The organism is Chromobacterium sp. IRSSSOUMB001 (assembly GCF_023507765.1).
Classification (GTDB): Bacteria; Pseudomonadota; Gammaproteobacteria; order Burkholderiales; family Chromobacteriaceae; genus Chromobacterium; species Chromobacterium haemolyticum.
Map to the genome: position 1 here is coordinate 86017 of NZ_JALCYU010000003.1, position 26034 is coordinate 112050.

25 protein-coding genes are annotated in these 26034 nt (G+C 63.6%); 11 read left to right on the forward strand and 14 right to left on the reverse strand.

The window, feature by feature from the left end; all coding sequences use genetic code 11:
* Positions 1-10 precede the first annotated feature (10 nt).
* The 3 genes from MOV80_RS04650 to MOV80_RS04660 all read right to left on the reverse strand — a co-directional run bounded on the left by MOV80_RS04650 (position 11) and on the right by MOV80_RS04660 (position 3912).
* Positions 11-1162 carry an NAD(P)/FAD-dependent oxidoreductase gene (locus MOV80_RS04650; protein ID WP_249604872.1) on the reverse strand — a complete coding sequence of 384 codons (1152 nt, stop codon included), beginning with the start codon at positions 1160-1162 and terminating at the stop codon, positions 11-13.
* Between the two features lie 49 nt (positions 1163-1211).
* Entirely contained in the window at positions 1212-2600 is a 1389-nt protein-coding gene (locus tag MOV80_RS04655) for an aminopeptidase P family protein (protein ID WP_249604873.1), read from the reverse strand.
* A gap of 103 nt (positions 2601-2703) precedes the next feature.
* Positions 2704-3912 carry a benzoate/H(+) symporter BenE family transporter gene (locus MOV80_RS04660; protein WP_249604874.1) on the reverse strand — a complete coding sequence of 403 codons (1209 nt, stop codon included), beginning with the start codon at positions 3910-3912 and terminating at the stop codon, positions 2704-2706.
* A 116-nt stretch (positions 3913-4028) separates the two neighbouring features.
* Here MOV80_RS04660 and MOV80_RS04665 point away from each other — a divergent pair, with 116 nt between their 5' ends.
* A complete protein-coding gene (locus tag MOV80_RS04665) occupies positions 4029-5456 on the forward strand; it encodes a PLP-dependent aminotransferase family protein (RefSeq protein WP_249604875.1) in 1428 nt (475 codons plus the stop codon).
* A 49-nt stretch (positions 5457-5505) separates the two neighbouring features.
* On the opposite strand, the gene aroG is transcribed toward MOV80_RS04665, so the two are convergent.
* From aroG to MOV80_RS04695, 6 genes are all read right to left on the reverse strand, one after another.
* Positions 5506-6567 (reverse strand): 3-deoxy-7-phosphoheptulonate synthase AroG, encoded by a 1062-nt coding sequence (aroG, locus tag MOV80_RS04670; protein WP_019102527.1) that lies wholly within the window; start codon positions 6565-6567, stop codon positions 5506-5508.
* Between the two features lie 231 nt (positions 6568-6798).
* Positions 6799-7209, reverse strand: a complete 411-nt coding sequence (dksA, locus tag MOV80_RS04675) for an RNA polymerase-binding protein DksA (RefSeq protein ID WP_019102526.1) — start codon at positions 7207-7209, stop codon at positions 6799-6801.
* Between the two features lie 284 nt (positions 7210-7493).
* Positions 7494-7799 (reverse strand): c-type cytochrome, encoded by a 306-nt coding sequence (locus MOV80_RS04680; RefSeq protein ID WP_019102525.1) that lies wholly within the window; start codon positions 7797-7799, stop codon positions 7494-7496.
* Between the two features lie 91 nt (positions 7800-7890).
* Positions 7891-8472 (reverse strand): YggT family protein, encoded by a 582-nt coding sequence (locus MOV80_RS04685; RefSeq protein WP_043589318.1) that lies wholly within the window; start codon positions 8470-8472, stop codon positions 7891-7893.
* A gap of 8 nt (positions 8473-8480) precedes the next feature.
* Positions 8481-9284: a pyrroline-5-carboxylate reductase gene (gene proC, locus MOV80_RS04690; protein WP_118268481.1), complete on the reverse strand. Its 804-nt coding sequence runs from the start codon at positions 9282-9284 to the stop codon at positions 8481-8483.
* 53 nt (positions 9285-9337) lie between these two features.
* Entirely contained in the window at positions 9338-10030 is a 693-nt protein-coding gene (locus MOV80_RS04695) for a YggS family pyridoxal phosphate-dependent enzyme (RefSeq protein ID WP_118268480.1), read from the reverse strand.
* A gap of 275 nt (positions 10031-10305) precedes the next feature.
* Between MOV80_RS04695 and MOV80_RS04700 the strand changes: the two genes are divergently transcribed.
* Positions 10306-11343 (forward strand): type IV pilus twitching motility protein PilT, encoded by a 1038-nt coding sequence (locus MOV80_RS04700; protein ID WP_043589321.1) that lies wholly within the window; start codon positions 10306-10308, stop codon positions 11341-11343.
* Between the two features lie 45 nt (positions 11344-11388).
* Entirely contained in the window at positions 11389-12525 is a 1137-nt protein-coding gene (locus tag MOV80_RS04705) for a PilT/PilU family type 4a pilus ATPase (protein WP_118268479.1), read from the forward strand.
* A gap of 131 nt (positions 12526-12656) precedes the next feature.
* Here the strand turns inward: MOV80_RS04705 and MOV80_RS04710 are convergent, their stop codons facing one another.
* On the reverse strand, positions 12657-13244 hold the full coding sequence (locus tag MOV80_RS04710; protein WP_043589326.1) for a TetR/AcrR family transcriptional regulator: 588 nt from the start codon (positions 13242-13244) through the stop codon (positions 12657-12659).
* 329 nt (positions 13245-13573) lie between these two features.
* Between MOV80_RS04710 and MOV80_RS04715 the strand changes: the two genes are divergently transcribed.
* The 3 genes from MOV80_RS04715 (at position 13574) to MOV80_RS04725 (ending at position 16788) form a co-directional block, all read left to right on the forward strand.
* On the forward strand, positions 13574-15490 hold the full coding sequence (locus MOV80_RS04715) for a diguanylate cyclase (RefSeq protein WP_052051858.1): 1917 nt from the start codon (positions 13574-13576) through the stop codon (positions 15488-15490).
* A 41-nt stretch (positions 15491-15531) separates the two neighbouring features.
* Positions 15532-16239 (forward strand): 16S rRNA pseudouridine(516) synthase, encoded by a 708-nt coding sequence (locus MOV80_RS04720; protein ID WP_107732153.1) that lies wholly within the window; start codon positions 15532-15534, stop codon positions 16237-16239.
* Between the two features lie 159 nt (positions 16240-16398).
* Positions 16399-16788 (forward strand): VOC family protein, encoded by a 390-nt coding sequence (locus tag MOV80_RS04725; protein ID WP_043589328.1) that lies wholly within the window; start codon positions 16399-16401, stop codon positions 16786-16788.
* Positions 16789-17350: 562 nt separating this feature from the next.
* Here MOV80_RS04725 and MOV80_RS04730 read toward each other — a convergent pair.
* Together MOV80_RS04730 and MOV80_RS04735 are read right to left on the reverse strand one after the other, a co-directional pair.
* Positions 17351-17533, reverse strand: coding sequence for a hypothetical protein (locus MOV80_RS04730; RefSeq protein ID WP_107732152.1), 183 nt, complete (start codon positions 17531-17533; stop codon positions 17351-17353).
* A 299-nt stretch (positions 17534-17832) separates the two neighbouring features.
* A complete protein-coding gene (locus MOV80_RS04735) occupies positions 17833-18651 on the reverse strand; it encodes a hypothetical protein (RefSeq protein WP_052051908.1) in 819 nt (272 codons plus the stop codon).
* A 343-nt stretch (positions 18652-18994) separates the two neighbouring features.
* Between MOV80_RS04735 and MOV80_RS04740 the strand changes: the two genes are divergently transcribed.
* Positions 18995-19999 carry a PHB depolymerase family esterase gene (locus MOV80_RS04740; protein ID WP_052051859.1) on the forward strand — a complete coding sequence of 335 codons (1005 nt, stop codon included), beginning with the start codon at positions 18995-18997 and terminating at the stop codon, positions 19997-19999.
* 18 nt (positions 20000-20017) lie between these two features.
* Here MOV80_RS04740 and MOV80_RS04745 read toward each other — a convergent pair whose 3' ends face one another.
* Complete coding sequence (locus tag MOV80_RS04745) at positions 20018-20905, reverse strand: LysR family transcriptional regulator (RefSeq protein ID WP_081575428.1); 888 nt, start codon at positions 20903-20905, stop codon at positions 20018-20020.
* A 118-nt stretch (positions 20906-21023) separates the two neighbouring features.
* Between MOV80_RS04745 and MOV80_RS04750 the strand changes: the two genes are divergently transcribed.
* A complete protein-coding gene (locus MOV80_RS04750) occupies positions 21024-22223 on the forward strand; it encodes an MFS transporter (RefSeq protein WP_232060456.1) in 1200 nt (399 codons plus the stop codon).
* Here MOV80_RS04750 and MOV80_RS04755 read toward each other — a convergent pair.
* Positions 22178-22957 (reverse strand): EAL domain-containing protein, encoded by a 780-nt coding sequence (locus MOV80_RS04755; protein ID WP_081575429.1) that lies wholly within the window; start codon positions 22955-22957, stop codon positions 22178-22180. The two genes, MOV80_RS04750 and MOV80_RS04755, sit on opposite strands and share 46 nt — an antisense overlap.
* Before the next feature lie 327 nt (positions 22958-23284).
* On the opposite strand from MOV80_RS04755, the gene MOV80_RS04760 reads away from it, so the two are divergent.
* The 3 genes from MOV80_RS04760 (at position 23285) to MOV80_RS04765 (ending at position 25986) form a co-directional block, all read left to right on the forward strand.
* On the forward strand, positions 23285-24568 hold the full coding sequence (locus MOV80_RS04760) for an MFS transporter (RefSeq protein ID WP_118268478.1): 1284 nt from the start codon (positions 23285-23287) through the stop codon (positions 24566-24568).
* A gap of 236 nt (positions 24569-24804) precedes the next feature.
* Positions 24805-24936 (forward strand): hypothetical protein, encoded by a 132-nt coding sequence (locus tag MOV80_RS23420; RefSeq protein WP_275897792.1) that lies wholly within the window; start codon positions 24805-24807, stop codon positions 24934-24936.
* Positions 24937-25347: 411 nt separating this feature from the next.
* Positions 25348-25986, forward strand: a complete 639-nt coding sequence (locus MOV80_RS04765) for an acyl-homoserine-lactone synthase (protein ID WP_162897152.1) — start codon at positions 25348-25350, stop codon at positions 25984-25986.
* Positions 25987-26034 lie beyond the last annotated feature (48 nt).

Consider the following 26034-nt stretch of genomic DNA (forward strand, 5'->3'; position numbering starts at 1 on the left):
CGTCCCGGCGCTATGCCGTCAGCGTTGCCGCCGCGTATTCGGCCAGCGCCAGGCTGGCGGTAAGGCCCGGGGATTCGATGCCATAGAGCTGGAGCAGGCCGGGCACGCCGTGCTGTGCCGGGCCCTGGATCAGGAAATCCGCGTCCGCCGCGCCGGGGCCGGCAATCTTGGGACGGATGCCGGCATAGGCCGGCGCCAGCGCCTGCTCGGGCAGCGCCGGCCACCAGCGGCGGATGCCGGCGTAAAAGCGCTCGGCGCGCGCAGGGTCCACCCGGTAGTCGATGTCGTCCATCCATTCCAGATCCGGGCCGAAGCGCGCCTGGCCGGCCAGGTCCAGCGTCAGGTGCGTGCCTAGGCCGCCGGCCTCGGGCAGCGGGTAGATCAGGCGCTGAAACGGCGAGCGGCCCTGCAGCGCGAAATAGGCGCCGCGCGCGTAATAGGGCGCGGGGATGGTTTCACGTGGAACCCCGACCAGACTGGCCGCTACCCGCGGCGCCCACGGGCCGGCGGCGTTGACCACCAGGCGCGAGCGCAGCCGCATGCCGGCGATGTCCAGTTCCAGCCCGTCGCCGGTGACGCGGCCGCCGTGCAGCGGTGAGTTCAGCGCCAGCGTCGCGCCGTGGGTTTCGGCGTCGGCCAGCAGGGCCAGCATCAGGCCATGGCTGTCTATTATGCCGGTGGACGGCGACAACAGCGCGGCGTGGGCCCGCAAGGCCGGTTCCAGCGCCTGCAGTTGCTCCGCGTCCAGCCAGCGCAGGTCATCGACGCCGTTGGTGGCGGCGCGCGCTTGCAAGGCTTGCAGCCGCGGCAATTCGGTGTCGTCGACGGCGACGATCAGCTTGCCGCAGCGTTGGTGGGCAATCGAGCGTTGGGCGCAGTAGTCGTACAGCCGTTGGCGGCCGGCCACGCACAGCCGCGCTTTCAGGCTACCGGGCGGATAGTAGAGCCCGGCGTGGATCACCTCGCTGTTGCGGCTGGACGCATGTTGGCCGATGGCGCTTTCCGCTTCGACGACGACGACTTCGCGGCCGGCCATCGCCAGCTGCCGCGCCACGGCCAGGCCGATCACGCCGGCGCCTATCACCACGCATTCCACTTGCTCCATCATTGCTCCCAGCTTGTTGTTCTTCAGATGGTGCGCCTTGGCATGCGCGGCGTCCATATGGAAAAAGCCGCCCGTGGGCGGCTTTGGACTGACGTGACGGCCCGACTCAGCCTGCCATCGCGGCTTCGACTTCTTCCACCGTCTTGGGAATCGGCGCGCCCAGCACGCGGCTGCCGTTGGCGGTGACCAGCACATTGTCTTCGATGCGGATGCCGCCGAAGTCGCGGTACTCGCGGAATTTGTCGTAGTTGATGTACTGGCTGTGGCGGCCTTCGGCGGCCCAGGCTTCGATCAGTGCGGGGATGAAGTACATGCCGGGCTCCACCGTCACCACCATGCCTTGTTGCAGCGGCTTGCCCAGGCGCAGGTAGCCGAGGCCGAACAGCGGGCTGCGCTCGGTGTCCTCGCCATAGCCCACCAGATCTTCGCCCAGGCCTTCCATATCGTGCACGTCCATGCCGATCTGATGGCCCAGGCCGTGCGGGAAGGCGATGGCGTAGGCGCCGGATTCGACGATATCGTTGGCGTCGCCGCGGAAGAAGCCCAGCGCGCTCATTCTTTCCACCATCAGCCGCGCCGACAGCTTGTGCACGTCCAGATAGCGCACGCCCGGCTTCATCGCCTCGATGGCGGCCAGCTGCATGTCCAACACGATGTTGTACAACTCGCGCTGGCGCGGGCTGAACTTGCCGCCCACCGGGAAGGTGCGGGTGATGTCGCTGGCGTAGCCGCCGCCGGAGGTACAGCCGGTGTCGTTCAGCGCCAGGTCGCCGCTTTCCAGGCGGTTGTCGTGGTAGTGGTTGTGCAGCACTTCGCCGCGGCGCGAGAAGATGGACGGGTAGGCCAGCTGCCAGTCGCGGCGGCGCATGATGCCTTCCATTTCGCCCACCACCTCGTATTCCATCACCCCCGGCTTGGCGTGGCGCATTGCGGCCACATGCATGTCGCGGGTGACCGCCAGCGCGGCTTCCATTTCGGCGATTTCCTCATCGCCCTTGATCTCGCGCAGCGCCACCACGGCATGGGTCAGCGGCGTGGAGAAGCCGTCCTTGACCTGGGCCGGGTGCACGTCCAGCAGGCGGCCCATTTCGATCAGGGTCTCGCCGCGGTACGGCGCCAGGTAATGCACGGCACGGCCGGCTGCGCGCGCGGCGGCCACCACGGCGGCCAGGTCGGCGTAGGCGCGGCTCTGCTTTAGGCCGGCCAGCGCGGCGCGTTCGGCCAGACTGGGCAGCGGGCCGGTCCAGACGATGTCGGCCACGTCCGGATCGTTGCCGAACAGCGTCGCTTCGCCGCTGTCGGCGTCGATGACGCCGGCCAGGCCCGGTTCGTTCAGGCCGAAGAAATAACGGAAGCTGGAGTCCTGCACGAAGGGCAGGATGTTGTCGTGGTAGTTCATCGGCGAATCGACATTGCCGACAAACAGCAGCAGGCCGGACAGGCCGGCCGCTTGCAGACGGGCGCGGCGTTGCGCGTATACGGTGGCAGCGAACATGGTTTCCTCGGGAGTGGGAAGGGTCCGCCCGGTGCTTGCCGTGCGGAATATTGTATCCAGTCCCTTAACTTATCATGCTGGCCGCCGCGCTGCCAGTGCCGGCTCAGCCGCGCTGGCCGGCGGCGTCGGCGGTAGCCGTCCGGGGTTTGGCCGGGCGCAGGATCAAGGCCACCGCGCCGCCGGCCAGCAAGGCCCACAGCGGCGCGCCCAGGCCGGCAATGCTGACGCCGGAGGCGGCCACCACGAAGGTGATCAGCGCCGCCTCGCGGTGGCTTTCGCTGGCCAGCGCCGCGCTCAGGGAGGAGGCCAGGGTGCCGAACAGCGCCAGGCCGGCGGCGGTGGCCACCAGCGCCTTGGGCAGGGTCAGAATCAGGCTGGCCAGCGCGCCGCCGGCCACGCCCAGCACCAGATAGAGCGCGCCGCAGATCACGCCGGCTACATAGCGGCGTTTGGGGTCGGGGTGGGTTTCCGGCCCGGTGCAGATGGCGGCGGTGATCGCGGCCAGCACCACGCCGTGGCCGCCAAAGGGCGCGGTCAGCATCGACACCGCGCCCAGCAGCGATACCGGCGAGCGCGCCGGAATGGAGTAGCCGGAAGAGGACAGCACCGCCATGCCGGGCAGGAACTGGCCGGTCAGCGCCACCAGCGCCAGCGGCAGGGCCAGGTTGAAGAAGGCGCTCCACGACCACTGCGGCGCGGTGAACAGCGGGCCGCCGCCGCCGCCATGAGCCGGCAGCGCCTGGAACAGGCCTTGCCCCGCCGCCAGCAGAAGCCCCAGCAGGATGGCGGCCGGCAAGGCGTAGCGCGGGAAGAAGCGGCGGCCGACGAAGAACAGCGAGGCCATGCTGACCACCAGCAGCGGGTCGTGGCCAGCGGCGCTGGCCAGTTCGGCGACGAAGCGGAACAGGATGCCGGCCAGCATCGCCGCCGCCAGCGCGGCGGGGAACACCTTCATCAGCCGGTCGAACAGGCCGCTGACGCCCAGCAGGGTGACGATGGCGGCGGCGGCCAGGAAGGCGCCCACCGCTTCGCCGTAGGGCACTCCGGGCAGGGCGGCCAGCAATAGCGCCGCGCCGGGGGTGCTCCAGGCGGTGATCACCGGCGCCTTCCAGCGCCAGGACAGCCACAGGCCGGCCACGCCGGAACCGATGGAGACCGCCCAGATCCAGGAGCCTAGCTGGGCCGGGGACAGGCCGGCGGACTGGGCGGCGTGGACGATGATGAGGAAGGGGCCGGAGTAGCCTACCAAGAGGGCCAGCACCGCGGCCAGCGCGGCGGAGGGCGACAGGTCGCGCCAGAATGATGACGGCATGATGCGCTTTCTTGCAATGAAAAGTAGCGCCCAGCCTAGCGCAAGCGCCGGTCCGCGCCTTCCCACAGTCGGCGTAAACAGTTTATGCTGCGCCCAATCTGTTCTATATAACAGCCATGAGTGATTCCCTGTATTTGCGCATCGCCGCCGAAGTCGAGCAAGGATTGGACAGCGGTGAATATCCCCCCGGCAGTCGTTTGCCCTCGGTGCGCCGCCTGGCCGCCGAACACGGGGTCAACGTCTTGACCGCGCTGGCGGCCTACCGTCATCTGGAGCATCGGCAACGCGTCAGCGCTCGCCCGCGCGCCGGCTTCTTCGCCGCCTTGCCCAGCCGCGCGCAGCAGGCGAGCGCCGAGGTGGACGGCCTGCCGTCGGCCGCGACCCTGGTGCGGGTGGACAGCCGCATGTCGCAATTGATCGAGTGGTCCGGCCTGGACATCGGCACCCAGCTGCACATGGCGGAAGCGCATGGCAGCATGTATCCGTCGGCGGCGTTGGCGCGTCGGCTGCAGCAGACGCTGAACCAGCGCCCGGAACTGATAAGCGCCTACTTGCCGCGCGGCGAGCAGGCCCGGCTGCATCGGCTGGTGTGCGAACTGGCGGCGCAGTGGCAGTTGGAGCTGGAGCCGGACGCCATCCTGTTCACCCACGGCATCACGGAGGCGATCAGTCTGTCTCTGCGATTGCTGACCCGGCCCGGCGATACGGTGGCGGTGGAGACGCCGGTGTACTTCGGTCTATTGCAAACCTTGGAAGCACTGGGGTTGAAGGCGTTGGAAATCCCGTGTACGCCGGATGCCGGCCTGTCGCTGGAGGCGCTGGAGTTCGCTTTGCGCCACGGACCTGCGCCGCGTTGTCTGGTAACGGTGACCAATTTTCAGAACCCCACCGGCGCGTTGATGCCGGACGAAGCCAAGAAGCGATTGCTGCGGCTGGCTTACCGTCATGGCCTGACCATCATCGAGGACGATGTGTTCGGCGAGCTTTACTTCGGCGAGCAGCATCCAACGCCGCTGAAAGCCTGGGACAGCCGCGGCGAAGTGATTTACTGCTCGTCCTTCACCAAAAGCTTCGCGCCTTCCTTCCGTCTGGGCTGGCTGTCCGGCGGCCGCCATCATGCGGCATTGGCGCGGCTAAGCAATAGCAGCAGCCTGGTGAGCTCGGCCTTGTATCAGGGCATGTTGGCGGATGTGTTGGCCAACGGCGATTACACGCGTTTCGCCGAGCGTTTACGGCGGCGGTTGGCGCGGCAGATGCGTCAGCTGGCCGACGCGGTGCTGGCGGCTTTTCCCAAGGGCACGCGGCTGCGGCGGCCGCAGGGCGGCCTGCTGTTGTGGGTGGAGTGCCCGGAAGGGCTGGACACGGGCCGCCTGTTGGAGCGGGCGTTGGCCGAATCCATCAGCTTCGCGCCGGGCCTGGTGTTTTCCGCCGAACCGCGCTTTGGCCATTGTCTGCGGCTGAACTTCGGCCAGCCGTGGTCGCCGTCGTTGGAGAGAGCCATCGCCACCTTGGGCCGCTTGGCCGGCGAGCAGCTAAGCCAATGAAAACGGCGGAGCGCATGCTCCGCCGCGAGGCAGTCGGCTTGGCGCCGGCTCAGTCTTGACGCGCGCGGCGCGCCTTCACCGCGTCGGCCAGCGTGGTCAGCAGTTTTTCCGTGTCGTCCCAGCCTATGCAGGCGTCGGTGACGCTTTGGCCATAGGTCAATTCGCAGCCCGGCTTCAGGTCCTGGCGGCCTTCCACCAAGTGGCTTTCCACCATCACGCCGAAGATATTGGCGTTGCCGGCGGCCAGCTGGCCGGCGATGTCGTCGGCTACTTCCATCTGACGACGGTAGTCCTTGCGGCTGTTGGCGTGGCTGAAATCCACCATCAGTTTTTGCGGCAGGCCCACGGAGACCAGTTCCGCCGCCGCGGCGCTGACATGCTCGGCCGAGTAGTTGGGCTCCTTGCCGCCGCGCAGGATCACGTGGCAATCCGGGTTGCCGCCGGTGGAGACGATGGCGGAGTGGCCGGTCTTGGTCACGGACAGGAAATGGTGGGGCACGCTGGAGGAGCGGATGGCGTCCACGGCGATCTTCAGATTGCCGTCGGTGCCGTTCTTGAAACCCACCGGGCAGGACAGGCCGGAGGCCAGTTCGCGGTGCACCTGGCTTTCAGTGGTGCGCGCGCCGATGGCGCCCCAACTGATCAGGTCGGCGAAGTACTGCGGGGTGATCATGTCCAGGAATTCAGTGGCGGCCGGCATCCCCATGTCGTTCAGGGTCAGCAGCAGGCGGCGCGCGATGCGCAGGCCGCTGTTGATGTCGAAGGATTCGTTCAACAGCGGGTCGTTGATCAGGCCTTTCCAGCCGACGGTGGTGCGAGGTTTTTCAAAGTAGACGCGCATCACCACCACCAGCTCTTCCGCCAGCTTGTCGCGCAGCGGCGCCAGTTTCTTGGCGTACTCGATGGCGGCTTCGGTGTCGTGAATGGAGCAGGGGCCGATCACCACCAGCAGGCGGTCGTCTTCGCCGCGCAGCAGCGCGGAGATATCGCGGCGGGTGGCGTAGATCACTTCCGAGGCGGCTTCGGTGATTGGCAGTTCGTACAGGTGGGCGATGGGCGGCAGCAGTTCCTTGATTTCGCGGATTCTGACGTCGTCGGTCTGGCGTTGCATAAAGCGTGTCCCTTGCTATTTCAGTTTTTGCATAGCAGCAAGATAACCGGATTCGACGACGCTAGACAAGCGGCCGGCCTGCTTTAATGCTCTAAATTCATACTAGACGATCATTAGAGGCAAGCTATCGTCTGTTGATTTATCTGCTTGTTTTTGTTGAACAGAGGAACCGCGGGCATGAAAAACGCCCTGGTTGCGGCCAGGGCGTTTTGCGGGCGAGAGCCGGAACAATCAGTCGGCGTACTGACGCTTCATGCGCTCGCGGCGCTCCTGGGCTTCCACCGACAATGTGGCGGTGGGGCGGGCCATCAGGCGGCGCAGGCCGATCGGCTCGCCGGTATCTTCGCAGAAGCCGTAAGAGCCGTCTTCGATCTGGCGCAGCGAGGCCTGGATCTTCTGCAGCAGCTTGCGCTCGCGGTCGCGGGTGCGCAGTTCCAGCGCGTATTCCTCTTCCAGCGTGGCGCGGTCGGCCGGATCCGGTGTGGCTTCCTGCTCTTGCAGGTGGTTGGCGGTCGCATTTGCGTTAGAGAGCAACTCCTGCTGCATCTGCAACAACCGGTCTTTGAAAAACTCAAGATGGTCGGCGTTCATGTAATCGTCGCCGGTCCAGTTGAGGATATCCTGTTCGGTTAGTTTGGCCATATTTGGTGCTTCCAGCATAGAGTTGGCAACAGGCGGAGAAGATTACCGGCGCCCCGCTATTTCTGCAACTGTCTTAGGCGCTTAGGTGATATTAACTCCCTGCTGCTGACAATCGGTATAGCGTTGTTTCACTCCGGTAACAAGCCTGAGGCATCGTTAAAAGGGTATTGGCGCAACAGGCTAGGACATAAAATGTCCCGGACAGTTCAAAGGCGGCAATCCGCCGCCTTTTTCCGTGGGCCGGCGCGCCGCGTGGCGTGCCGGATCTGCAATGTCTGGATGACTTATTTCAGAGACAACACCCACTTGGCCAGCGCGCGCAGGTCCGCGTCCGGGATGTTCGGATGCGGGGTCATCGGCACCGGGCCCCATACGCCGGAGCCGCCGTTCTTGACCTTGGCCATCAGCATGGCTTCCGCGCCTTTCTGGCCGGCGTATTTCTTGGCCACGTCCTTATAAGCCGGGCCGACGATCTTCTTGTCCACCGCGTGACAGGCGGTGCAGCTGTATTTTTGCGCCAGCTGCATATTGGCGAAGGCGGGTGCGGCGACAGCGCTCATCAGGGCGGCGGCGAGCAAGGCTTTTTTCATTGGAAGTCTCCTGTGTGGTGATGCAAATCGGTTGTCAGATGAACGGCCGTAAAGCACGGCCGCGAAAAAATATGACAAATAACCTGAATTGCTACAGTACTACCTTGAGTTGGGTCAAGAAGCTTGTTTCAAGCATGCGAACCGGCAGCATCAAAATCACCTGGATGATCAGGAACAGCACGAGCGGCGACAGGTCCACGCCGCCGATATTGGCCTTGCGGAACGGGCGCAGGAAGGGCCGGGTCAGCGCATCCAGCACCGGCATCAGCGGGTTGTAGGGGCTGACCCAGCTGAGCACGGCCTGCACGATGACGCTGCCCATCAATAGGGTCAGCGACTGTTTGAACACTTCCAGCAGCGACAGCAAAGACAAGGCCACCCATACCTGCGGAAAGGTGAAGACTTCCGGCACCGAACTCAGCAGGGTGACCAGCACATTGGCCAGCAGTGAAATCAGCCAGGCCAACAGCATGGTGGCGCTGTCGTAGCCGCGCATTGCCGGCACCAGCTTGCGCATGGGCAGCACCGCGAAGTTGGTGGCGGCCATCACGAACTGGCACAGCGGGTGTTTGAACGGCGCGCGCGCCACTTGCAGGTAGAAGCGCAGCAGCAGCACCAGCACGAACAGGCCGGAAAGGGTGTGGATCAGAAAGCGCAAAGTGTCGAAGAACATGATGTGGCTTAGTCCTGGCTGAGTTGTTGGCCCATTTCGATGGAGCGGTCGCGGCAGTCCAGCATGCCGGCGATGATGGCTTGTTTGACGCCTTCCGCCTCAAAGCGGGCGATGGCGCGCTCGGTGGTGCCGCCCTTGGACATCACATTGGTGCGCAGTGCGCTGACCGGCAGCGGGCTTTGTTTGGCCAGCTCCACCGCGCCTTCAAAGGTGGCTAGCACCAGTCGGCGCGCCTCGGCTTCGGAGAAGCCGGTCTGTTGGGCCGCCTCTATCATGCTTTCGATGAAGTAAAACACATAGGCCGGGCCGCTGCCCGAAACAGCGGTAATGTCGTCGATGCGTTGCTCGTTTTGCAGCCAGAGCGTGATGCCCGCCGCCTGCATGACGGTGTTGGCGTCCTGGCGGTCGTCTTCGCTGACGCCCACCGATGCGAACAGGCCGGACACGCCCTTGCCTATCATCGCCGGGGTGTTGGGCATTACCCGCACCACGCGCTTGCTGCCCAGCCAGCGGCACAGCGCGTCCAGGCGGATGCCGGCGGCGATGGAGATGACCAGCGCGCCGTTGAGTCTGGGTTCCAGCTCCAGGCACAGGTCGCGAAGGTGCTGCGGTTTGACCGCCAGCACCACGATGTCGCCAATGTCGAAGGCGTCCGGCAGCGTCGCGCCGCCGCTGACGTCGTATTCCTGACGCAGCCGCTCCACCTTGCCCGCGTCCGGGTCCACCACATGGATGCGATGCGCCGCCTGCTTGATCAGGCCGGCGATGATGGCGTTGGCCATATTGCCGCCGCCGATGAAGGTAATCCGCATGATCTTTCCTTAATAAACCGGCCTGAACGTCTGCTGTTTCAAGCCGATGTCATTCAATGATAATGGCGCGCGCCGAAAATGGCGGTGCCCACCCGCACCATGGTGGCGCCCTCAGCGATGGCGACGGCCATGTCGGCGGACATGCCCATGGACAAGGTGTCCAGCGCCAGCCCTTCGGCGTTCAAGCGCTCGCGTAGTTGGCGCAACAGGGCAAACTGAGACGCAAGCCGCGCAGTGTCCTCCGTGGGCTCAGGGATGCACATCAGACCGCGCAGGGCCAGGCGCGGCAAGGCGGCCACCGCGCGCGCCAGTTCCAGCGCCTGTTCCGGCGCGCAGCCGCTTTTGCTGGCCTCGCCGGACACGTTGACCTGAATGCACACATTTAGCGGTGGCAGTGTGTCTGGTCGCTGAGCCGACAGCCGTTCTGCGATTTTCAGCCGCTCAACCGAGTGGGCCCAGTGGGCCAACTCCGCCACCGCGCGGGTTTTATTGGATTGCAACGGGCCGATGAAGTGCCATTCGATCTCCAGGCCGGCCAGCGCCTCGGCCTTCTGCTGCAATTCTTGTACGTAGTTTTCACCAAAGGCGCGCTGGCCGGCAAGATAGGCTTGCTCGATGTCCGCTGCGGGGAAGGTCTTGCTGACGGCCAGCAGGCGCACCGTTCCCGCCGGCCGGCCGGCGGCGTGTTCCGCGTCCGCCAGGCGCTGGCGGACTTGCTGCAAGGGTTGGGAAATGGAGTCTGTCATGGCGTCGTGAAATTGTGTGCTGCGGGCGATGCGGCTTGTTGCCCGGGGTTGGGGTTTCTACAAAGCAGCATGGCCGCGCATCGTTAATAATATGGGGTGACGGCGATATCCCAAATGGCTGAGTTGAGCTTACAATCAGCGCCAGAGCCGGAAATGCCGGAAGTGGGCCGGCGTCTTGTTTTGACGCGTTGCCGGCGCGCGGCGGTACTTCATTTTAAGTAGTCGCCTGGCGGCTGAAACCATGGCGGCGTCGCAGTCATCGTGGAGATTATATTATGGAAATTTCGGAGCTCTTGGCCTTTACGGTCAAGAACAAGGCGTCCGACCTGCACTTGTCCGCCGGGCTGCCGCCGATGATCCGGGTGAACGGCGACATCCGCCGCATCAACCTGCCGCCGATGGACCACCATGACGTGCACGACATGGTGTACGACATCATGAACGATTACCAGCGCAAAATCTTCGAAGACACCTTCGAGTGCGACTTTTCTTTCGATCTGCCCGGCATCGCCCGTTTCCGCGTCAACTCCTTCGTGCAGAACCGCGGCATGGGCGCGGTGTTTCGGGTGATTCCGTCCAAGGTGTTGTCGCTGGAACAGTTGGGCGCGCCCAAGATATTCCAGGAAATCGCCGCTTTTCCGCGCGGGCTGGTGCTGGTGACCGGCCCCACCGGCTCCGGCAAGTCCACTACGCTGGCGGCGATGATAGATTTCATCAACGACAACCACTTCTCCCACATCCTGACTGTCGAGGATCCGATCGAGTTCGTCCACGACAGCAAGAAGTGCCTGATCAACCAGCGTGAACTGGGTTTGCAGACACACAGCTTCGCCAATGCCTTGAAGTCCGCCTTGCGGGAAGACCCGGATGTGATCCTGGTGGGCGAACTGCGCGATCTGGAAACCATACGCTTGGCGCTGACCGCGGCGGAAACCGGTCACTTGGTGTTCGGCACGCTGCACACCAGTTCCGCGGCCAAGACCATAGACCGCATCGTCGATGTGTTCCCGGCAGGGGAAAAGGAGATGGTCCGTTCCATGCTGTCCGAGTCGGTGCGCGCGGTGATCGCCCAGACCCTGCTCAAAACCAAGGACGGCAGCGGACGGGTGGCGGCGCATGAAATCATGCTGGGCACCCCGGCGATCCGCAACCTGATCCGCGAGAACAAGATTGCTCAAATCAACTCCATGATCCAGACCGGCCAGCAGCATGGGATGCAGACGCTGGACCAGTGCCTGCAGGAGCTGGTGCGGCGCAATATGGTGTCGCCGGCGGACGCCAGGCAAAAGGCCGCCAACAAGGATCAATTCTGAGCGGGCGCTGCTCTACACTTAAATGGCGACCCGCGGGACCTCATCATGGAAAAAGACCAGGCTTCCAAGTTCATACTGGATCTGCTGAAGCACGCCACCGGCAAGAACGCCTCCGACGTTTTCATCGCCGCCGATTTTCCGCCGGCGATGAAGATAGACGGCAAGATCACCCCGGTGGCGCCGCAGCCCCTGTCCGCCCAGCACACCAAGGAACTGGTGCGCGCGGTGATGAACGACCGGCAGACCGAGGAGTTCGAAACCAAGAAGGAGGCGAACTTCGCGATCAACCCGCCGGGTCTGGGACGTTTCCGCGTCAGCGCCTATGTGCAGCAGGGCCATGCCGGCATGGTGTTGCGCAAGATCAACACTGAAATCCCCACCTTCGACCAGCTCAACCTGCCGGTGGTGCTGCGCGACATCGCGCTGATCAAGCGCGGCCTGGTGATCTTCGTCGGAGGCACCGGTTCAGGCAAATCCACCTCGCTGGCCGCGCTGGTGGACTGGCGCAATAGCCACAACCACGACCACATCATCACCATCGAAGATCCGATCGAATACGTGCATCAGCACAAGAAGTCCATCATCACCCAGCGCGAGGTGGGCGTGGACACCGATGATTGGGACATCGCCTTGAAGAACACCTTGCGTCAAGCGCCGGACGTGATTCTGATGGGCGAGATTCGCGATCGCGAAACCATGGGTTATGGGCTGCAGTTCGCCGAAACCGGCCATTTGTGCCTGGCCACGCTGCATGCCAACAACGCCAACCAGGCGCTGGACCGCATTCTCAACTTCTTCCCCGAAGAACGCCATCAGCAGGTGTTGATGGATCTGTCGCTGAATATGCGCTCCATCATCTCTCAGCGGCTGGTGCCGATCAAAAGCGGCCGCGGCCGGGTGGCGGCGGTGGAAATTCTGCTCAACAGCCCGTTGGTGTCCGACATGATCTTCAAAGGCGAAATCGCCAGTCTGAAGGAGGTGATGGGCCGCTCGCGCGAGACCGGCATGCAGACCTTCGACCAGTCCTTGTTCGAGTTGTACGAAGCGGACCTGATCAGCTACGAGGACGCCCTGCGCAACGCCGACTCCATTAACGACCTGAGGCTGAAGATCAAGCTTTACAGCGAGGGTTCCAAGTCGCGCGACCCGCTGGAAGGCATAGACCACCTAGATATCGTCTAAAAGCTTGTTCAAAGTCTGCTGCGCTTCGTGGAGCGTTGCACGGAGAGTACAAGCTCAAAATGCTCATGTACCACCCGTGCATTCCGCTTTTTCGCTCGTTTTCGCCTTGTCTCGTCCCTGCCCGCGAGACGCTAGCCCCGTGTTTGCAAGGCCAACGCCGCCGCCGCGCTTTTCAGCAGCCGGTCGGACAGTGTTTCGTCCGAGATGGCGCGAGACAGCAGCAAGGCGCCCACCATCAGAGCCAGGCAGGCTTCTGGCGCCAGAGCCGGTCGCGCGCCGGCCACCGTGTCACATTGTTGCGCTTGGCGCAAGGTGTGCAGCAAGGCCTGCAATCCCTCGGAAAACGCCTGGCGAGTGGCTTTGTCGTGACGAGCCAACTCCCCGGCCAGCGCAGCCGCGGCGCAGCCGGAGTCCGGGAAATCCCTGTGCGCCGCGCTCAAATAATCCTTGGCCAGCCGTTTCAGCCCGGCGCCGCTGGGCGCCTGTTCCAGTTGGGCCTGCCAAATCTCGTTCATGTCCAGCAACGCCTGGCGACAGGATTGCGCCACTAGGTCGTCCTTGCTGTGGAAGTGGGCGTAAAAGCCGCCATGGGTCATTCCTAAATCCGCCATCAGATTGGCGATGCCGACATTGGCCACGCCTTCGGCGCGGAAGCGCAGCGAGGCCATGGTCAGGATCCGTTGACGGGTTTCGGTCTTGTGAGTTGAGCTGTAGCGCATCGTTGACCTTCCTGTTTGACTACGGGGTGGCGCAACGCAATGACGAAGCGGTGATTCCGTTTTAGATGATAAGTATCATTTCTTCAATCGCGATGTGAATCAGCAAGATAGCGAGCCGGTTGTCGCGCGCACGAAATTAGTAAGCCATAAATGACGGCGGAATCGCGCCGCAATATCTATATTGACTAAAAAGCGGCGTTTCCCGCCCCGCGCCCCATTTCGGGGACGGCCTGGAACACCGGCCGCGCTCACATCCGGCTTGTGGACGGGAGAAAGCCTCCCGCGTCCGTCAGCCGCCGCGGCTGCGCGCAGAGAAGGTGGAGACAGGCATGCAGCGATGGAGGGGTTTCGCCGCGGGTTTCCTGGCGGCCGCGTGGCGTCAGTTTGGCGTCGCCGCGGCCTATTGGGGTTTGGCGCGGCTATTGATGGCAGGCTTCATGGACGCGGAAACCTGGTTGACGCCAGCCTGGTTTCCGGCCGGCCTGGCCATGGCGGTCGCCTTGCGCGGCGGCCAGCGCTACGGCGCGGGACTGGCTGCGGGCTCCTTGCTGTTCAGCCTGTCGTCGCGCCAGCTACCGCTGGAGGACGCCTTGTTGATCGCCGGCGCCAACACGGTGGGCAGCTTGCTGGGCGCCTTGCTGGTGCGCTACCGCTGCGGCCGGCGTTTGCCCTTGCACAGCCTGTCCTATGTGTTGGCCTTCATCGCCGGCGCGGCGCTGGCCGCCGCCATCGCCGCCATGGGCGGCACGGCGGCCCTGCTGCATGGCCAACCACAGCCCTTATTGCCGCTGGGTCGTCACTTTATCGCTTGGTGGTTGGCGGACCTGGCCGGTATCTTCAGCCTGGCGCCTTGTCTGTTGCTGTTGAGGCGCGCTGGGGCTGGAGAAGGCCAGGGCGGGCTCAACTCGCTGGATGGCCTGATCGCTTGGCTGACCTTGCTGGCCGCCGGATTGGCCATGTTGGGCATAGACGACAGCACCGGGCGCTACGCCGCGCTGCCTTATTGCTTCAGCCTGCCCTTGCTATGGTTCGCGTTTCGTCAGCGCTTGCGGCTGGCGCATGGTTTGTCGCTGGGCATTTTGTTGCTGGCCTTGGTTGGCGGAGTGTTCGGCCGCGGCGCTTTCGGTCACGGAGAGCAGGCTTTGCTGACCCTCAGCATGCTGATGCTGATCCAGACATCCACCCTGCTGGTGTTTGGAGCGTTGGCGGTGGATTTGCGCCGTACCGAGGCCCGACTACGAGTTGTTAACCGCCAGTTGGAGGGCAAGGTCCGCGCCCGAACCCGGGATTTGGAGGACAGCGAGGCGCGCTTGCGGCTGATGGCGGACGCCGCGCCGTTTCCGTTGGCGATGAACCGTTTGCAAGGAGGTGAACTGATTTACGCCAATGTCCGCGCCGAGGAGTTGTTCCGCGAACGCCTTGCGCCCGGGAAGCCGCTGAAGGTGCAGGACTTCTACGTGGACCCTGCCGAGCGCGAGCGCGTGTCCTCGTTGCTGCGCGTAGGCGGCTGCGTGCGCGATCGGGAAGTGCGGTTGCGCGCTGCGGACGGCAGAGAGTTCTGGGCGCTGATTTCCTGTTCCGTGGTTCGCGCCGACGATGGCTGGTTCGTGATCAACGGCATCAACGACATTAGCGAGCGCAAACGGCTGGAGCAGGATTTGCTGCAAGCCAATCAGGCGCTGCGCCAGAATCTGAGCGAAATCGAACTGCTACAACAAGGTTTGCGCGAACAGACGCTGCGCGATCCGCTGACCGGCCTGTTCAACCGCCGACACCTAGACGACATTTTGCCGCGCATCCTCAGTCATATGCTGGCGGTGCATCGGGATGTTGCGGTGTTGATGGTCGATGCGGATCATTTCAAGCATATCAACGACCAGTACGGCCATCAGTGCGGGGACACGGTGTTGACGGCGCTGGCGGCGCATCTGAGCGATGCTTTTCGCAGCGGCGACATTGTCTGTCGCTACGGCGGCGAAGAGTTTTTCATCTTGCTGCCCGGCGCATCGCTGGACGACGCACACGTCAAGGCGCAGCAGCTGTGCCGCGATGTGCGCGCCTTGCCCATCGTCGCCGGCGGCCACGACATCCGCGTCACCTTGTCGGTGGGGTTGGCCCTGTGTCCCTTGCACGGCACGGATGCCGGCAGTGTGGTGTCAGCTGCCGACGCCGCCTTGTATCGCGCCAAGAAAGAGGGGCGCGACCGGGTGTGCGTGGCGGATCCGGCGCAACCGCTGGTGTCCTGACGGCGGAGGGCGCGCCAGGGGCGGTGTGCTACCATCCAGTGATGGAACTTTACCGACTACTGCAACAACAAGGCTTTGGCGGCCGCAAGGAATGCAAGCAGCTGATTGAGTATGGCCTGGTCGAACTCAACGGCGAGATCGTCGACAACTACCGCCAGCAGGTGGAATTGGCCGACATCCGGCAACTGGTGGTGGACGACAAACCCTGGGACGTGGTCAGCGGCCCGCTCTACCTGCTGTTTCACAAACCGCCCAATTACGAAACCTCGCACAAGCCGCAGCACAATCCCGGCATCTACCGCCTGCTGCCGTATCAGTTCGGCAATCTGGGCATCACCGCGGTGGGCCGGCTGGACGTGGACACCACCGGCCTGATCTTGCTGACCAACGACGGCCAGTTCGTGCACGCGCTCAGCTCTCCGAAGAAGCAGGTGCCCAAGTGCTACCAGGTCACGTTGAAGCACGCGGCCAGCGAGGAATTCATCGCCAAGCTGCAAACCGGGGTCTACCTGAATGATGAAGGAGAGGAGTTTGCCGCCGACAGCATCGAACAGCTGGACAGCCACGTGATCCTGCTGACCATCACTCAGGGCAAGTACCACCAGGTCAAACGCATGGTGGCGGCGGCCAGCAACCGCGTGGAACAGCTGCATCGCATCAGCTTGGGCAGCGTTGAGCTGGGTGAACTGCCGCAGGGCGAATGGCGGCATCTGAGCGCGGAGGAATTGGCCGGGCTGGGGTGGTCTTGACGTTATACCCATGCCGCATGAGAACAGGCCGCCTTCGGGCGGCCTTTGCTTTGGCCGTGGGTGGGGCTTGGAGTCGTATGGAGAGGGATGACAATCCATATGACGCGCGGTATGGCCGATCTGGGTAGCTTGCCTCGCCATTGATATGAACCTCATCGATTGGAAAAAAACAGGCTCCACCACATCTCTTTCGGTGTTCACGATTTGGGTCGCTCCGGCGCTTTTTACGATGCGGCACTAGCCCCTCTGGACTACGGCCGGGTGTTTGAGCACGACACGGCGGTGGGGTACTGCAAAGCAGGCGGGGGTGACCAGTTGTCTCTTAAATGGGTGCCGGAGCTCGTGCTCCCCGGAGATGGATTTCATCTGGCTTTTGCCGCCGGCACACCCGAGCAGGTCCGTACGTTTCATGCGGCGGCCCTTCTGCACGGCGGACGCTGCAACGGCGTGCCGGGCTTACGGCCCCATTATGGGAGTCATTATTTCGCGGCCTTCGTTGTGGACCCGGATGGCTACCGCATTGAAGCCGTCATTAATCAGGCTGGTTGAAACGCGAATTGTCGGAATAAACATGGCAAACACTGTTGAGTGAGGTCAGCCAATACTTGCTTTTGTCATGGTTGAGGGAGTGGGAGGCGGGGGTGTGGATTGAGGCGCGGTGTCTCGAAAATTGGGTACTGGCCTGAGTCTTAATTGAGCCGTTCGCTCTGCGACTTGGAACCTGTTTACGATTTGCTGCGCGTCGGCGTGCCTTGGCGCAGTTTTTCTGCGAGGTTTTGTTAGCGGTTCTTAATTCAACCCCAGGATGGCGTGGTGGCGCCCCTGGGGTTTTTTGCGTTCCGGACCGGGGGGGCTTGAGGTGGATTTGCCTGGTTTTTGGCGGGTATGGAAATATATAAAACTATCAAAACAAAGGCATCGATTGCCATGATTGTAAATTTTAAAATGAATAACATTTATTATTTACTGCAATAAATTACGTGTCGTGCGAGTGCGTGCTGACACCGGGGGCCATAGTGAGAGTCAAGAGAATGCAGGGACACGGGCGCCGGGGAGGCTGCGATGATAGGGGAGGGGATTGCGGGTTGGCGCCCAGCGCCCCGCGCGCGGCTTAGCGTTGTGCTGGATGCTGCTGTGCCAGACGAGCCGGCAGATGGAGTGAGCTGAAGTAGCCCAGGCGGAAGGTGTCGAAACCGGCGGCGTAGGCCTGTTTGTCGCGTACAGCGGCGTTGTTGGCCAGGAGGGGATTAGCCAACACTTTGATCATCATGGGCGCGTCGGCCTTGAACAGCATGTTGCAGCCTCCGCTGGCCACAAGTGTTAACGACCCCTTGGGGGCGCGCAAAGTGGGCAGATTGCTAGTCTGTGGGTTCGACGGAGGCGTCGGTATTTTGCTTAGGCGCGGCGCAGGCGCTCAAGGGCAGAGCAAGGGTAGGGCTCAGCCATAAGCAAAGGACGCCGCGCCGCGGGAGGGAAAAATCGGAGGCCATGAAAATCCTTAGGATACGCGTGTGTGATGGCTCCGATTTTATTTCAGTAAGAATTATCGATATGTATATCGAACGGTCAGCGGCATGAAAGCCTGTCTTGAACTCATTCATGTTGTTGTTTGAGCCAGCTTTCTTCCTGTTGGCGCATGAGTGCGAACCACTGTTGGCGCATGTGACGGGCAAAGACCGGCGGCGCTGCGGTGAAGTCGTTCTCGTCGGTGTAGCAGCCGGGCAAGTAGGGCGGTTCGAAGTCTTTTTCCCAACCTTTGGCTTGCAGCGCCCGTTGGCCCTGCGGGCTGCAGTCGTCGGGTAGCGGAAGGCCGGTCAAGTGGCCGCTGTCCGGGTCCAGCCAGCGCACGCCTTGGCGGTCCAGACCGCGTAGTCCGTACTTGGTTTTGCCCACGTGAAGGATCAGCTTGTAGTCATTGGGGCTGACGTCGCTGGCGCAGGCGCTGCGATAGCCGACAATGGTTTCCAAGGCGCCGTCGCGGTTGAGGTCCGGAAAGCCGATGGCGTCTAGATCGAAGGCCGCGCTGGCGTCGAACTCGCAACGCGTTACCCCGTCGCTGAGCATCCACAGCCTTCGCGGCCTGTCTTGGCCCAGCACATATTGCGCGGCGTAGAGCGTCGCGTTTTGGGTGCCGTCGGCGCCGCGGGCTTCCTGTTGCTCCGCCAGCACCAACAGGTTTTCGCCGGCGTTGTCCGTCCAGCCGTAGGCGGCGCTTAACTTGCCACGCAGTTCGACGCCGGCCGGCAAGGCGCTCAAGCGGCGCACCTGGCCGGCGGCGGTCGGTGAACTGGCCGTGTCAAGTCTCGTGGCGGGCGGCGGCGGCTCGGCTTTGCAGGCGACGAGCGCCAGCGTCAGGCCGATCAGCAGCGAGGTGCGCAGACCGGCGATGGGGGGCGCGGGAAGCGGTAGCATGCCGTTCTTCTTGTCATTGATGGAACTGGGATAGTACGGAATAGCGGCGGCGCGGGACAGCGCCGGTGGCTGTAAGAACCTGTTCAAAGTCTGCTGCGCTTCGGCGATACGGCGTTAAAAACAAGTTCAAAATGCTCATGTACCACTTGTACATTCCGCTTTTTCGCTCGTTTTCGCCTTGTCTCGCCCCAGCTCGCGAGATTTTGAACAGGCTCTTATGAGGGCTTGGGGGCTGGAAAAAGGCTGACCGATTTGCCGACCAAGCATGACATTGGGGTGATTTTTGCCGGCGGGCAGCGCCATAATCCAGGCGGAGCGTGGGCTTCGCGCGAAAGGAGAGCTTATGTTGAAACTGGGCTGGTGGTGGGGAGGGGCGCTGGCGTTGACGTTGGCGCAGATGGTTGCGGCGGCGGAACCGCTGCCGGCGTATCGCGGCGACGCTCGGCAGTCGTCGGTATCCGGCCTGTCATCCGGGGCCTTCATGGCGGTGCAGTATCAGGTGGCGTTTTCCGCCTCGGTGCGCGGCGTCGGCGTGGTGGCGGGCGGGCCCTATTATTGTTCCAAGGGCACGCTGGCGGGCGCGCCGGCCTGCATGAGCGGACCGCCGCCGGCGGTGGGCGGCCTGGTATTGGCGACCCAGCAGTTCGCACTGAGCGGGCAGATCGATCCCTTGTCCAATTTGGCCAAGCGTCGCGTCTATCTGTTCAGCGGCAGTCAGGACAACACCGTGAAGACGGCGGTGGTGGACAGCGCTGAGAGCTATTTCCGCAAGCTGGGGGTGCCGGCGGCGCGCATTGAATATCTGCGCGGCCTGCCGGCCGGCCATGCCCAGATTACGCCCACTTACGGCAATGACTGCGGCGAGACCAAGTCGCCTTACGTCAACCATTGCGACTGGAAGGGCGAAGGCTACGATCAGGCCGGCGCCATCCTGAAGCAGATTTACGGCCCCTTGCAGCCGCGCGCTGCCCAATTGAGCAGCCAAGTGACGGTTTTCGACCAGAAGCCGTACGCGCCGCCAGGCAGCAGCTTGGCGGACGAGGGCTATGTCTATGTGCCGCGCGTCTGCGCCGAGGGCGAATCCTGCAAGGTGCATGTGGCGCTGCACGGTTGCCGCCAGTACGCGGGCGCGGTCGGTGACGCTTTCTACGGCCATGCCGGCTACAACGAATGGGCGGATAGCAATCGCATCATCGTGTTGTATCCGCAGACCACGGCGATGCCGCCGGGCAACCCGAACGGCTGCTGGGACTGGTTCGGCTATACCGGCGTGAATTTCGCCTGGAAGAACGGGGTGCAGATGCGGGCGATCAAGGCTATGGCGGACCGGCTGGTGTCGGCGCCCTGAGCCAGAGTCCGGCGGGGTTCAGCCGCCGGGGAAGCCGCGTTTGGCGAAGAAGTCGATGAAGGCGCGCAGCCGTGGCGGCGGATAGGGCGAACCGGGCCATAGCAGATAAAGGACGCCGCTGCGCCCAGCCCAGGCTTCCGGCAGCGCCCGCAGCTGTCCGTCCGCCAGTTGGCGGCGCACGGTGAAGTCCGGCAGGCAGGCGATGCCGGCGCCTTGCTCTGCCAGCTGGATCAGCGCGTCGCCGGTATTGGCGCAGGCATGGACCGGCAGCGCCGGCGCGTCTTCATCCTGGCCGGCCAGCGGCCACGGCGCCAGTTTGCCGCTGCGCGGATAGCGGTAATGCAGGCAGCGGTGCTTCGTCAGATCCATCGGCGACGCCGGCTCGCCGCAGCGGGCGAAGTAGGCCGGCGCGGCCACCAGCCGCATGCGGTAAGCGCCCAGCCGCCGCGCGCTCAAGCGCGAGTCTCCCGGTTCGCCGCCGCGAATCACCACATCGAAGCCTTCGCCTATCACGTCCACCAGACGGTCGCTGTAGTCCAGATCCAGTTCGATCTCCGGATAGTCTTGCATGAAGACGGCCAGCAGCGGGGCCAGCACGCCGCATTCGTGCGGCAGGCCTACCTTCAGCCGGCCGCGCGGCGCGGCCTGCTCTTGTTGCAACTCGCGCTCCGCCGTTTCCACTTCGTCCAGAATGCGCAGGCAACGTTGCAGGTATTGCTCGCCGGCCGAGGTCAAGGTCAGCCGCCGGGTGCTGCGTTGAACCAGACGCGCGCCCAAGCGCGCCTCCAGCCGCGCCAGGCCTTTGCCGGCGGCGGAGGCGGAAATGCCCAATTGCCGCCCGGCGGCCACCAGGCTGCCTTGCTGGGCGATGTGGGCAAACAACTCGATGCCGCTCATTTTCTCCATGGTTTGCCTCGAAATTACGGAATCAAGTTCCGTTATGTATGGAATTGAAGACTATTTTTCCGTGTCGCCAAGGAATCTAGCATAAGCCCTCGTTCATGTGCGATACGGGAGAAGCGGGATGACAGGCAAGAGCGGCGAGGCGGCGATGCCGGCAACGGTGTATCTGCTGGGTTTATGCATTTTCGCGATGGCGACGTCGGAGTTCATGGTGGCGGGGATGATGCCGTCGCTGGCGGCGGCCTTGGGCGTCGGCTTGCCGGCGGTGGGCAATCTGGTGTCGGCCTTCGCCGCCAGTGTCGTGCTGGGCGGGCCGGCGCTGACCTGGCTGCTGCGCGCGGCGCGGCGCAAGCACAGCCTCATTGGTCTGTTGCTCTTGTTCCTGGCTGGCCAGGTTTTGGGGGCGCAGGCCGGAGATTACCAACAGATGCTGTGGTCGCGGCTGATCTGCGGCGTGGCGCAATCGGCCTTTTTCGGCGTGGCGCTGGCCTTGGCGGCGGAGTTGGTGGGCGAACATCGGGTGGCGCGCGCCGCCGCGCTGGTGCTAAACGGCTTGATGCTGGCTTCGGTGGCCGGCTTGCCGCTGGCTGCCTGGGTAGATCAGCACTGGGGCTGGCGCTTGAGCTTTTGGCTCGTGGCGATGATGGTGGCGCTGGCCGCGGCGGGCATTGCCGCGCTGACGCCGTCCGGCTCCGCGCCGCGCGCCTTGAGCCTGGGCGAAGAAGGCCGACGGCTGGCGCGTGGCAGCTTGTGGGCGGCTTATCTGAGCAGCGGCTTGATTATAGGCGCGGTATTCGCCGCCTTCACCTACCTGGCGCCCTTGTTTACCCAGATCAGCGGCTTCGACGCCACGACGTTGCCGTGGCTGTTCGCCGGTTATGGGCTGGCGACAGTGGCGGGCAATTTATGCAGCGGCAGGTGGGCGGATCGTCATACCCGCAGGGTGCTGCGCGTTGGTTTGCTGACGCTGTTGGCTGCTTTGGTGGCGCTGGCGTTGTTGGCGCAATGGCGGGCTGCCGCGGCGGCTTGCGTACTGCTGTTGGGCCTGGCTGGTTTGCCGATGAATCCGGCGATGGTAGCGCGGGTAGTGCGCACCGGCGGCAGCGGACCTATGGTGAACAGCCTGCACATGTCGGTGGTCAACCTGGGCTTGATGTTGGGATCCTGGGGCGGCGGCGCGCTGCTGGACGCCGGCTGGAGCCTGCGCGCGCCGGTTTGGCTGGGCGCGGCTCTGGCCGCTTTGGCGTTGGCCAGCCTAGGGCTGGACCGCGCCGGTCACAGCTGGCAGGTCACCGGCAACTCGGCCGGTTTGCCCAGATAGAAGCCCTGATAGAGCTCTACGCCCAGCTCCTGCATGGCCAGATGTTGTTCCCGGCTCTCAATGCCTTCCACCGCCATGCGGCAGCCTATCTGCCAGCCCAGTTCCAGCAGCACCGGCAGCCGGTGGCGTTCGCCGGACATATAGTCCAGCAGCAGGCTGCGGTCGATCTTGATCAGGTCCGGGCACAACGATTTGACCTTGCCGTGACGCGCGGCCACCGCGCCAAAGTCGTCCACCGACAGGCCGAAGCCCGCCTCGGCGGTCAGGCGCAGGCTGTTGATCAACGGTTGGCCGTGGTGTTCCACCTCGTATTCCGGCAACTCGAAAATTACGCCGGCGCTGTCCAGCTCCAAGGAGTCCAGCAGGCCTTGCAGCAGGGGAAGGTGACTGCGGCCGTGGTTGTCCACCACCGCTGTCTGGGCCAACAGGTTTAGGCTCAGACAGCCGGACTGGCCGCTTTGCGCGAAGTTGCGGATGTGGATCAGCCGGGCCAGTTGGTCGGCTTCCAGCGCCAGTTCCGGCGTCAGACCGGACAAAAAGGCGTCGGGGGGCGGCGTCTGGCCGTCTTGCGTGCGCACGCGCAGCAGCGCTTCATAGCCGAACACGCCGCCGCTGCGGTAGAACAGAGGCTGGAAGACGCTGCTGAATTGATAGCCGCCCAGCCGCGCGCAATAGCGGCCGTCCGCGTCGCGGTACAGCTGGCGCTCGGGATGAGGGTCTTGGGGTGGAACCATGGTTTTTTAGCCGCGCGGGGTGGACTTTCAGCATAGCAAGCATTGCACGGCGATTCTCGGCGTCGGTTCAGGCGCGCGCGCCGGTGCGCGGACGTCTGGCCAGCCACAACCCGGCCAGAAGCAGCGCAGCGCCCAGCAACTGGGTCAGCGCCGGGCGCTCAAGGCCGGTCAGGCGGTCCAGTTAGGATGATTGAATACATCACAGCAAGGTAGCAACACGACAACCAGCACCGAGGAGAGACAGCATGACATCCAATACCAGCGACACCCCGCCGCCCGCCGTCCGCCGCCCTCCCCAGCGGTCTGCGCAAAGTCGTCGCGGCGGCGATGATAGGCACCATTGCCGAGTGGTATGAATTCTTTTTGTACGGCACCGCCTCCGCACTGGTGTTCGGCCCGCTGTTCTTCGCCCGAGGCAATAGTCAGATCGACGGCCTGATCGCCGCCTTTGCGCTGTATGCCGTGGGCTTTCTCGCCCGGCCGCTGGGCGGCCTGGTGTTTGGCCATCTGGGCGACAAATATGGTCGCAAGCATTTACTGCAGCTCAGCCTGATCATGGTGGGTGTCACCACCTTTTTAATGGGCTGTCTGCCCGGCTTCGACAACATAGGCTATGCCGCGCCGATTCTGCTGGTGATACTGCGGCTGATACAGGGCTTTGCCTTTGGCGGCGAATGGGGCGGCGCCATCTTGCTGGTGTCCGAACACAGCCCGGCCGACCGTCGCGGCTATTGGGCCAGTTGGCCGCAAGCCGGTGTCCCCGCCGGTAACCTGATTGCTACCATCGTGTTGCTCTTGCTGTCGAGCAACTTATCCGAGGCTGACTTCCTAGCCTGGGGCTGGCGCATTGCCTTCTGGTTTTCCGCCGTGGTGGTGCTGATCGGTTATTGGGTGCGCAGCAGCGTTGACGACGCGCCGATCTTCAAACAAGCGCAAGCCAAGTTTGAGCAGCAGGCCAAACGCCAGCCCGGCCTGGTCGAAGTACTGAAATATCACTGGCGCGCCGTGCTGGTGGGCCTGGGCGCGCGGTTGGTGGAAAACATTCTGTACTACATCATCACTACCTTCTCCATCACCTATCTGAAGCTGGCGCTGAATAAGGACACCAGCCAGATACTGTTGCTGATGTTCGGCGCCCACGCGCTGCATTTCTTCTTCATCCCGCTGATGGGCTATCTCTCCGACCGGCTTGGCCGCAAACCGATCTATCTGGCCGGCTCGGTGCTGGCAGGCCTGTGGGGCTTTATCGCCTTCCCGCTGATGAACACCGGCCAGGACAGCCTGATCATACTGGCCATCATCCTGGGGCTGCTGGTGCACTCAATGACCTATGCACCCTACGCGGCGCTGGTGTCCGAAATCTTCCCCACCCATGTGCGCTATACCGCGCTATCGCTGTGCTATCAAAGTGCGCCCATCGTCGCCGGCTCGCTAGCCCTGCTAATCGCTATCAGCCTGCTCAAGGAATATCAAAGCTCAACGCCAATCGCCATCTATGTGCTGATCGCTGCTGTGCTATCAACGCTGGCGATGGCTGTCGCGCGCGAAACCCGTGGGCGATCCCTGTATGAAGTCGACCAGGAAACCGCCGCAAGCCATCAAAACCACTAAACTGTCGCTGGCCACCACTGGCCAAGGCCAGGCCTGCGTCAGCGGGCTGTTGACTGCCGCCGCGGCCAGCGCCTCGGCGCAGAGCGTCGGGCAGTTCGTCCAGGTAGGTCTAGCGCGGAGGTCGGCCGGTGGCGGCGGGATGGCCGCGTCCGGCGCTCGCGCACCTCCGCTTTAGCGTTGTCAGTGCGCCTAGGCTGTGTGTCAGCTAACGCTTGCTACCGCTGGAGCGCTATCCCTTGCCCTTGCACGCGGTCTATGCGGTATTCCCCGAGCGCAAGCACGTGCCGGCCAAGGGGAGCGCCTTTCTGGAGTTCATCGATAGACGGCTGGGAGGCGAACCGCCGTCGTGGGAGCGGGCAAGTTCCTGAGGTGACTTGGCTGAGACACTGTCCCATGGGTCAGTTATCGCCGTCGCCGGCTGGGCTCCCTGATTGGGGCGTCAAGACGGCCATCCGGTGTTTTCCACCGCCGCTCCATCGTTTCCGTGCCGTAAAACCGGCGTTAAAGGCCCGCTACGCGGGCCTTTCGTCTTTCCACCATCACCGCCGGCGCTAAGCGCCACCGCGCCGTTCGTCCTTGGCCAACCTAACAGTTCTGCTAGCTTACGCCCGCCCCTGCCGCATCCCTACGATGCAAGCTAGGTCGGACAGCCCGGTTTGCTGTTCGATTCGACCCGCAAGCTAATGAAAGAAAAAATGAATATTTTATGAATCCGGGTCCGCGCCCGCGGTTTGGAGTCCGGCGCGGCCTGTCCCGCGATGTGGAAAGCGATGTGTCGAATGAATGGTTCCGCTTTGAATGTGCAGATTGTCCGGCGTGAGCTGCTGCCGGTGGCTGACCTTGAAAACATGCTGCGGCTGCGCGCCCGGTTTTTTTACGACCGCATGGGTTGGGATGTGCGGGTGGAAAACGGCATGGAGCGGGATGGCTACGATGAGCTCGATCCGCATTATCTGCTGATGAAAAGCCGCGGCGGCGGCGTGCAGGGCTGTATGCGGCTGCTGCCGACGCTGGGGCCGAATATGTTGCGCGACGTGTTTTCGTCGCTGCTGGCCGGCCGGTCGATTCCAGCCGACGCGCAGGCTTGGGAAATCTCCCGTTTCGCGCTGAACCCGGACGGCTCCTGTTGTGACCACGCGCAGCGGCTGGAGCATATCCGCGCCGCGCTGCATCAACTGGCCGGTTTCGCTCGGGAACGTGAGATCCATCGCTATGTGATGGTTACCACCCCGACGGTGCGGCGCTTGTTCGCCCTGCTCGACATTCGGGCGCAGGCCCTGTCGGCGCCAACTCGCTTCGGCGTGGACGAGGCGCTGGTGTTGTCGGTGCCTCTGACCGCGGCCAACCGCCGCGCGGTGGCCCCGTCCGTATTTTCGATGCCGCCGGCTCCGCCCGGCGTCATCCGGGCTTGGCAGTGAACCGGACTTTGTTTGTCTCTTTTTCTCGCAACCGCTGTTGCTAAACCA

What these genes read in the sequence shown, in the direction of transcription:
- MOV80_RS04730 (WP_107732152.1), bottom strand. Translation starts at nt 17,533, where the DNA reads ATGCTGTTCAAGGCCGACGCGCCCATGATGATCAAAGTGTTGGCTAAT.
- MOV80_RS04710 (WP_043589326.1), bottom strand. Translation starts at nt 13,244, where the DNA reads ATGCGCTACAGCTCAACTCACAAGACCGAAACCCGTCAACGGATCCTG.
- MOV80_RS04750 (WP_232060456.1), top strand. Translation starts at nt 21,024, where the DNA reads ATGACAGGCAAGAGCGGCGAGGCGGCGATGCCGGCAACGGTGTATCTG.
- MOV80_RS04665 (WP_249604875.1), top strand. Translation starts at nt 4,029, where the DNA reads ATGAGTGATTCCCTGTATTTGCGCATCGCCGCCGAAGTCGAGCAAGGA.
- MOV80_RS04680 (WP_019102525.1), bottom strand. Translation starts at nt 7,799, where the DNA reads ATGAAAAAAGCCTTGCTCGCCGCCGCCCTGATGAGCGCTGTCGCCGCA.
- MOV80_RS04695 (WP_118268480.1), bottom strand. Translation starts at nt 10,030, where the DNA reads ATGACAGACTCCATTTCCCAACCCTTGCAGCAAGTCCGCCAGCGCCTG.
- aroG (WP_019102527.1), bottom strand. Translation starts at nt 6,567, where the DNA reads ATGCAACGCCAGACCGACGACGTCAGAATCCGCGAAATCAAGGAACTG.
- MOV80_RS04760 (WP_118268478.1), top strand. Translation starts at nt 23,285, where the DNA reads ATGATAGGCACCATTGCCGAGTGGTATGAATTCTTTTTGTACGGCACC.
- MOV80_RS04755 (WP_081575429.1), bottom strand. Translation starts at nt 22,957, where the DNA reads ATGGTTCCACCCCAAGACCCTCATCCCGAGCGCCAGCTGTACCGCGAC.
- MOV80_RS04660 (WP_249604874.1), bottom strand. Translation starts at nt 3,912, where the DNA reads ATGCCGTCATCATTCTGGCGCGACCTGTCGCCCTCCGCCGCGCTGGCC.
- MOV80_RS04715 (WP_052051858.1), top strand. Translation starts at nt 13,574, where the DNA reads ATGCAGCGATGGAGGGGTTTCGCCGCGGGTTTCCTGGCGGCCGCGTGG.
- MOV80_RS04745 (WP_081575428.1), bottom strand. Translation starts at nt 20,905, where the DNA reads ATGGAGAAAATGAGCGGCATCGAGTTGTTTGCCCACATCGCCCAGCAA.
- dksA (WP_019102526.1), bottom strand. Translation starts at nt 7,209, where the DNA reads ATGGCCAAACTAACCGAACAGGATATCCTCAACTGGACCGGCGACGAT.
- MOV80_RS04655 (WP_249604873.1), bottom strand. Translation starts at nt 2,600, where the DNA reads ATGTTCGCTGCCACCGTATACGCGCAACGCCGCGCCCGTCTGCAAGCG.
- MOV80_RS04705 (WP_118268479.1), top strand. Translation starts at nt 11,389, where the DNA reads ATGGAAAAAGACCAGGCTTCCAAGTTCATACTGGATCTGCTGAAGCAC.
- MOV80_RS04685 (WP_043589318.1), bottom strand. Translation starts at nt 8,472, where the DNA reads ATGTTCTTCGACACTTTGCGCTTTCTGATCCACACCCTTTCCGGCCTG.
- MOV80_RS04740 (WP_052051859.1), top strand. Translation starts at nt 18,995, where the DNA reads ATGTTGAAACTGGGCTGGTGGTGGGGAGGGGCGCTGGCGTTGACGTTG.
- MOV80_RS04765 (WP_162897152.1), top strand. Translation starts at nt 25,348, where the DNA reads ATGAATGGTTCCGCTTTGAATGTGCAGATTGTCCGGCGTGAGCTGCTG.
- MOV80_RS04720 (WP_107732153.1), top strand. Translation starts at nt 15,532, where the DNA reads ATGGAACTTTACCGACTACTGCAACAACAAGGCTTTGGCGGCCGCAAG.
- MOV80_RS04700 (WP_043589321.1), top strand. Translation starts at nt 10,306, where the DNA reads ATGGAAATTTCGGAGCTCTTGGCCTTTACGGTCAAGAACAAGGCGTCC.
- MOV80_RS04735 (WP_052051908.1), bottom strand. Translation starts at nt 18,651, where the DNA reads ATGCTACCGCTTCCCGCGCCCCCCATCGCCGGTCTGCGCACCTCGCTG.
- MOV80_RS04650 (WP_249604872.1), bottom strand. Translation starts at nt 1,162, where the DNA reads ATGGACGCCGCGCATGCCAAGGCGCACCATCTGAAGAACAACAAGCTG.
- proC (WP_118268481.1), bottom strand. Translation starts at nt 9,284, where the DNA reads ATGCGGATTACCTTCATCGGCGGCGGCAATATGGCCAACGCCATCATC.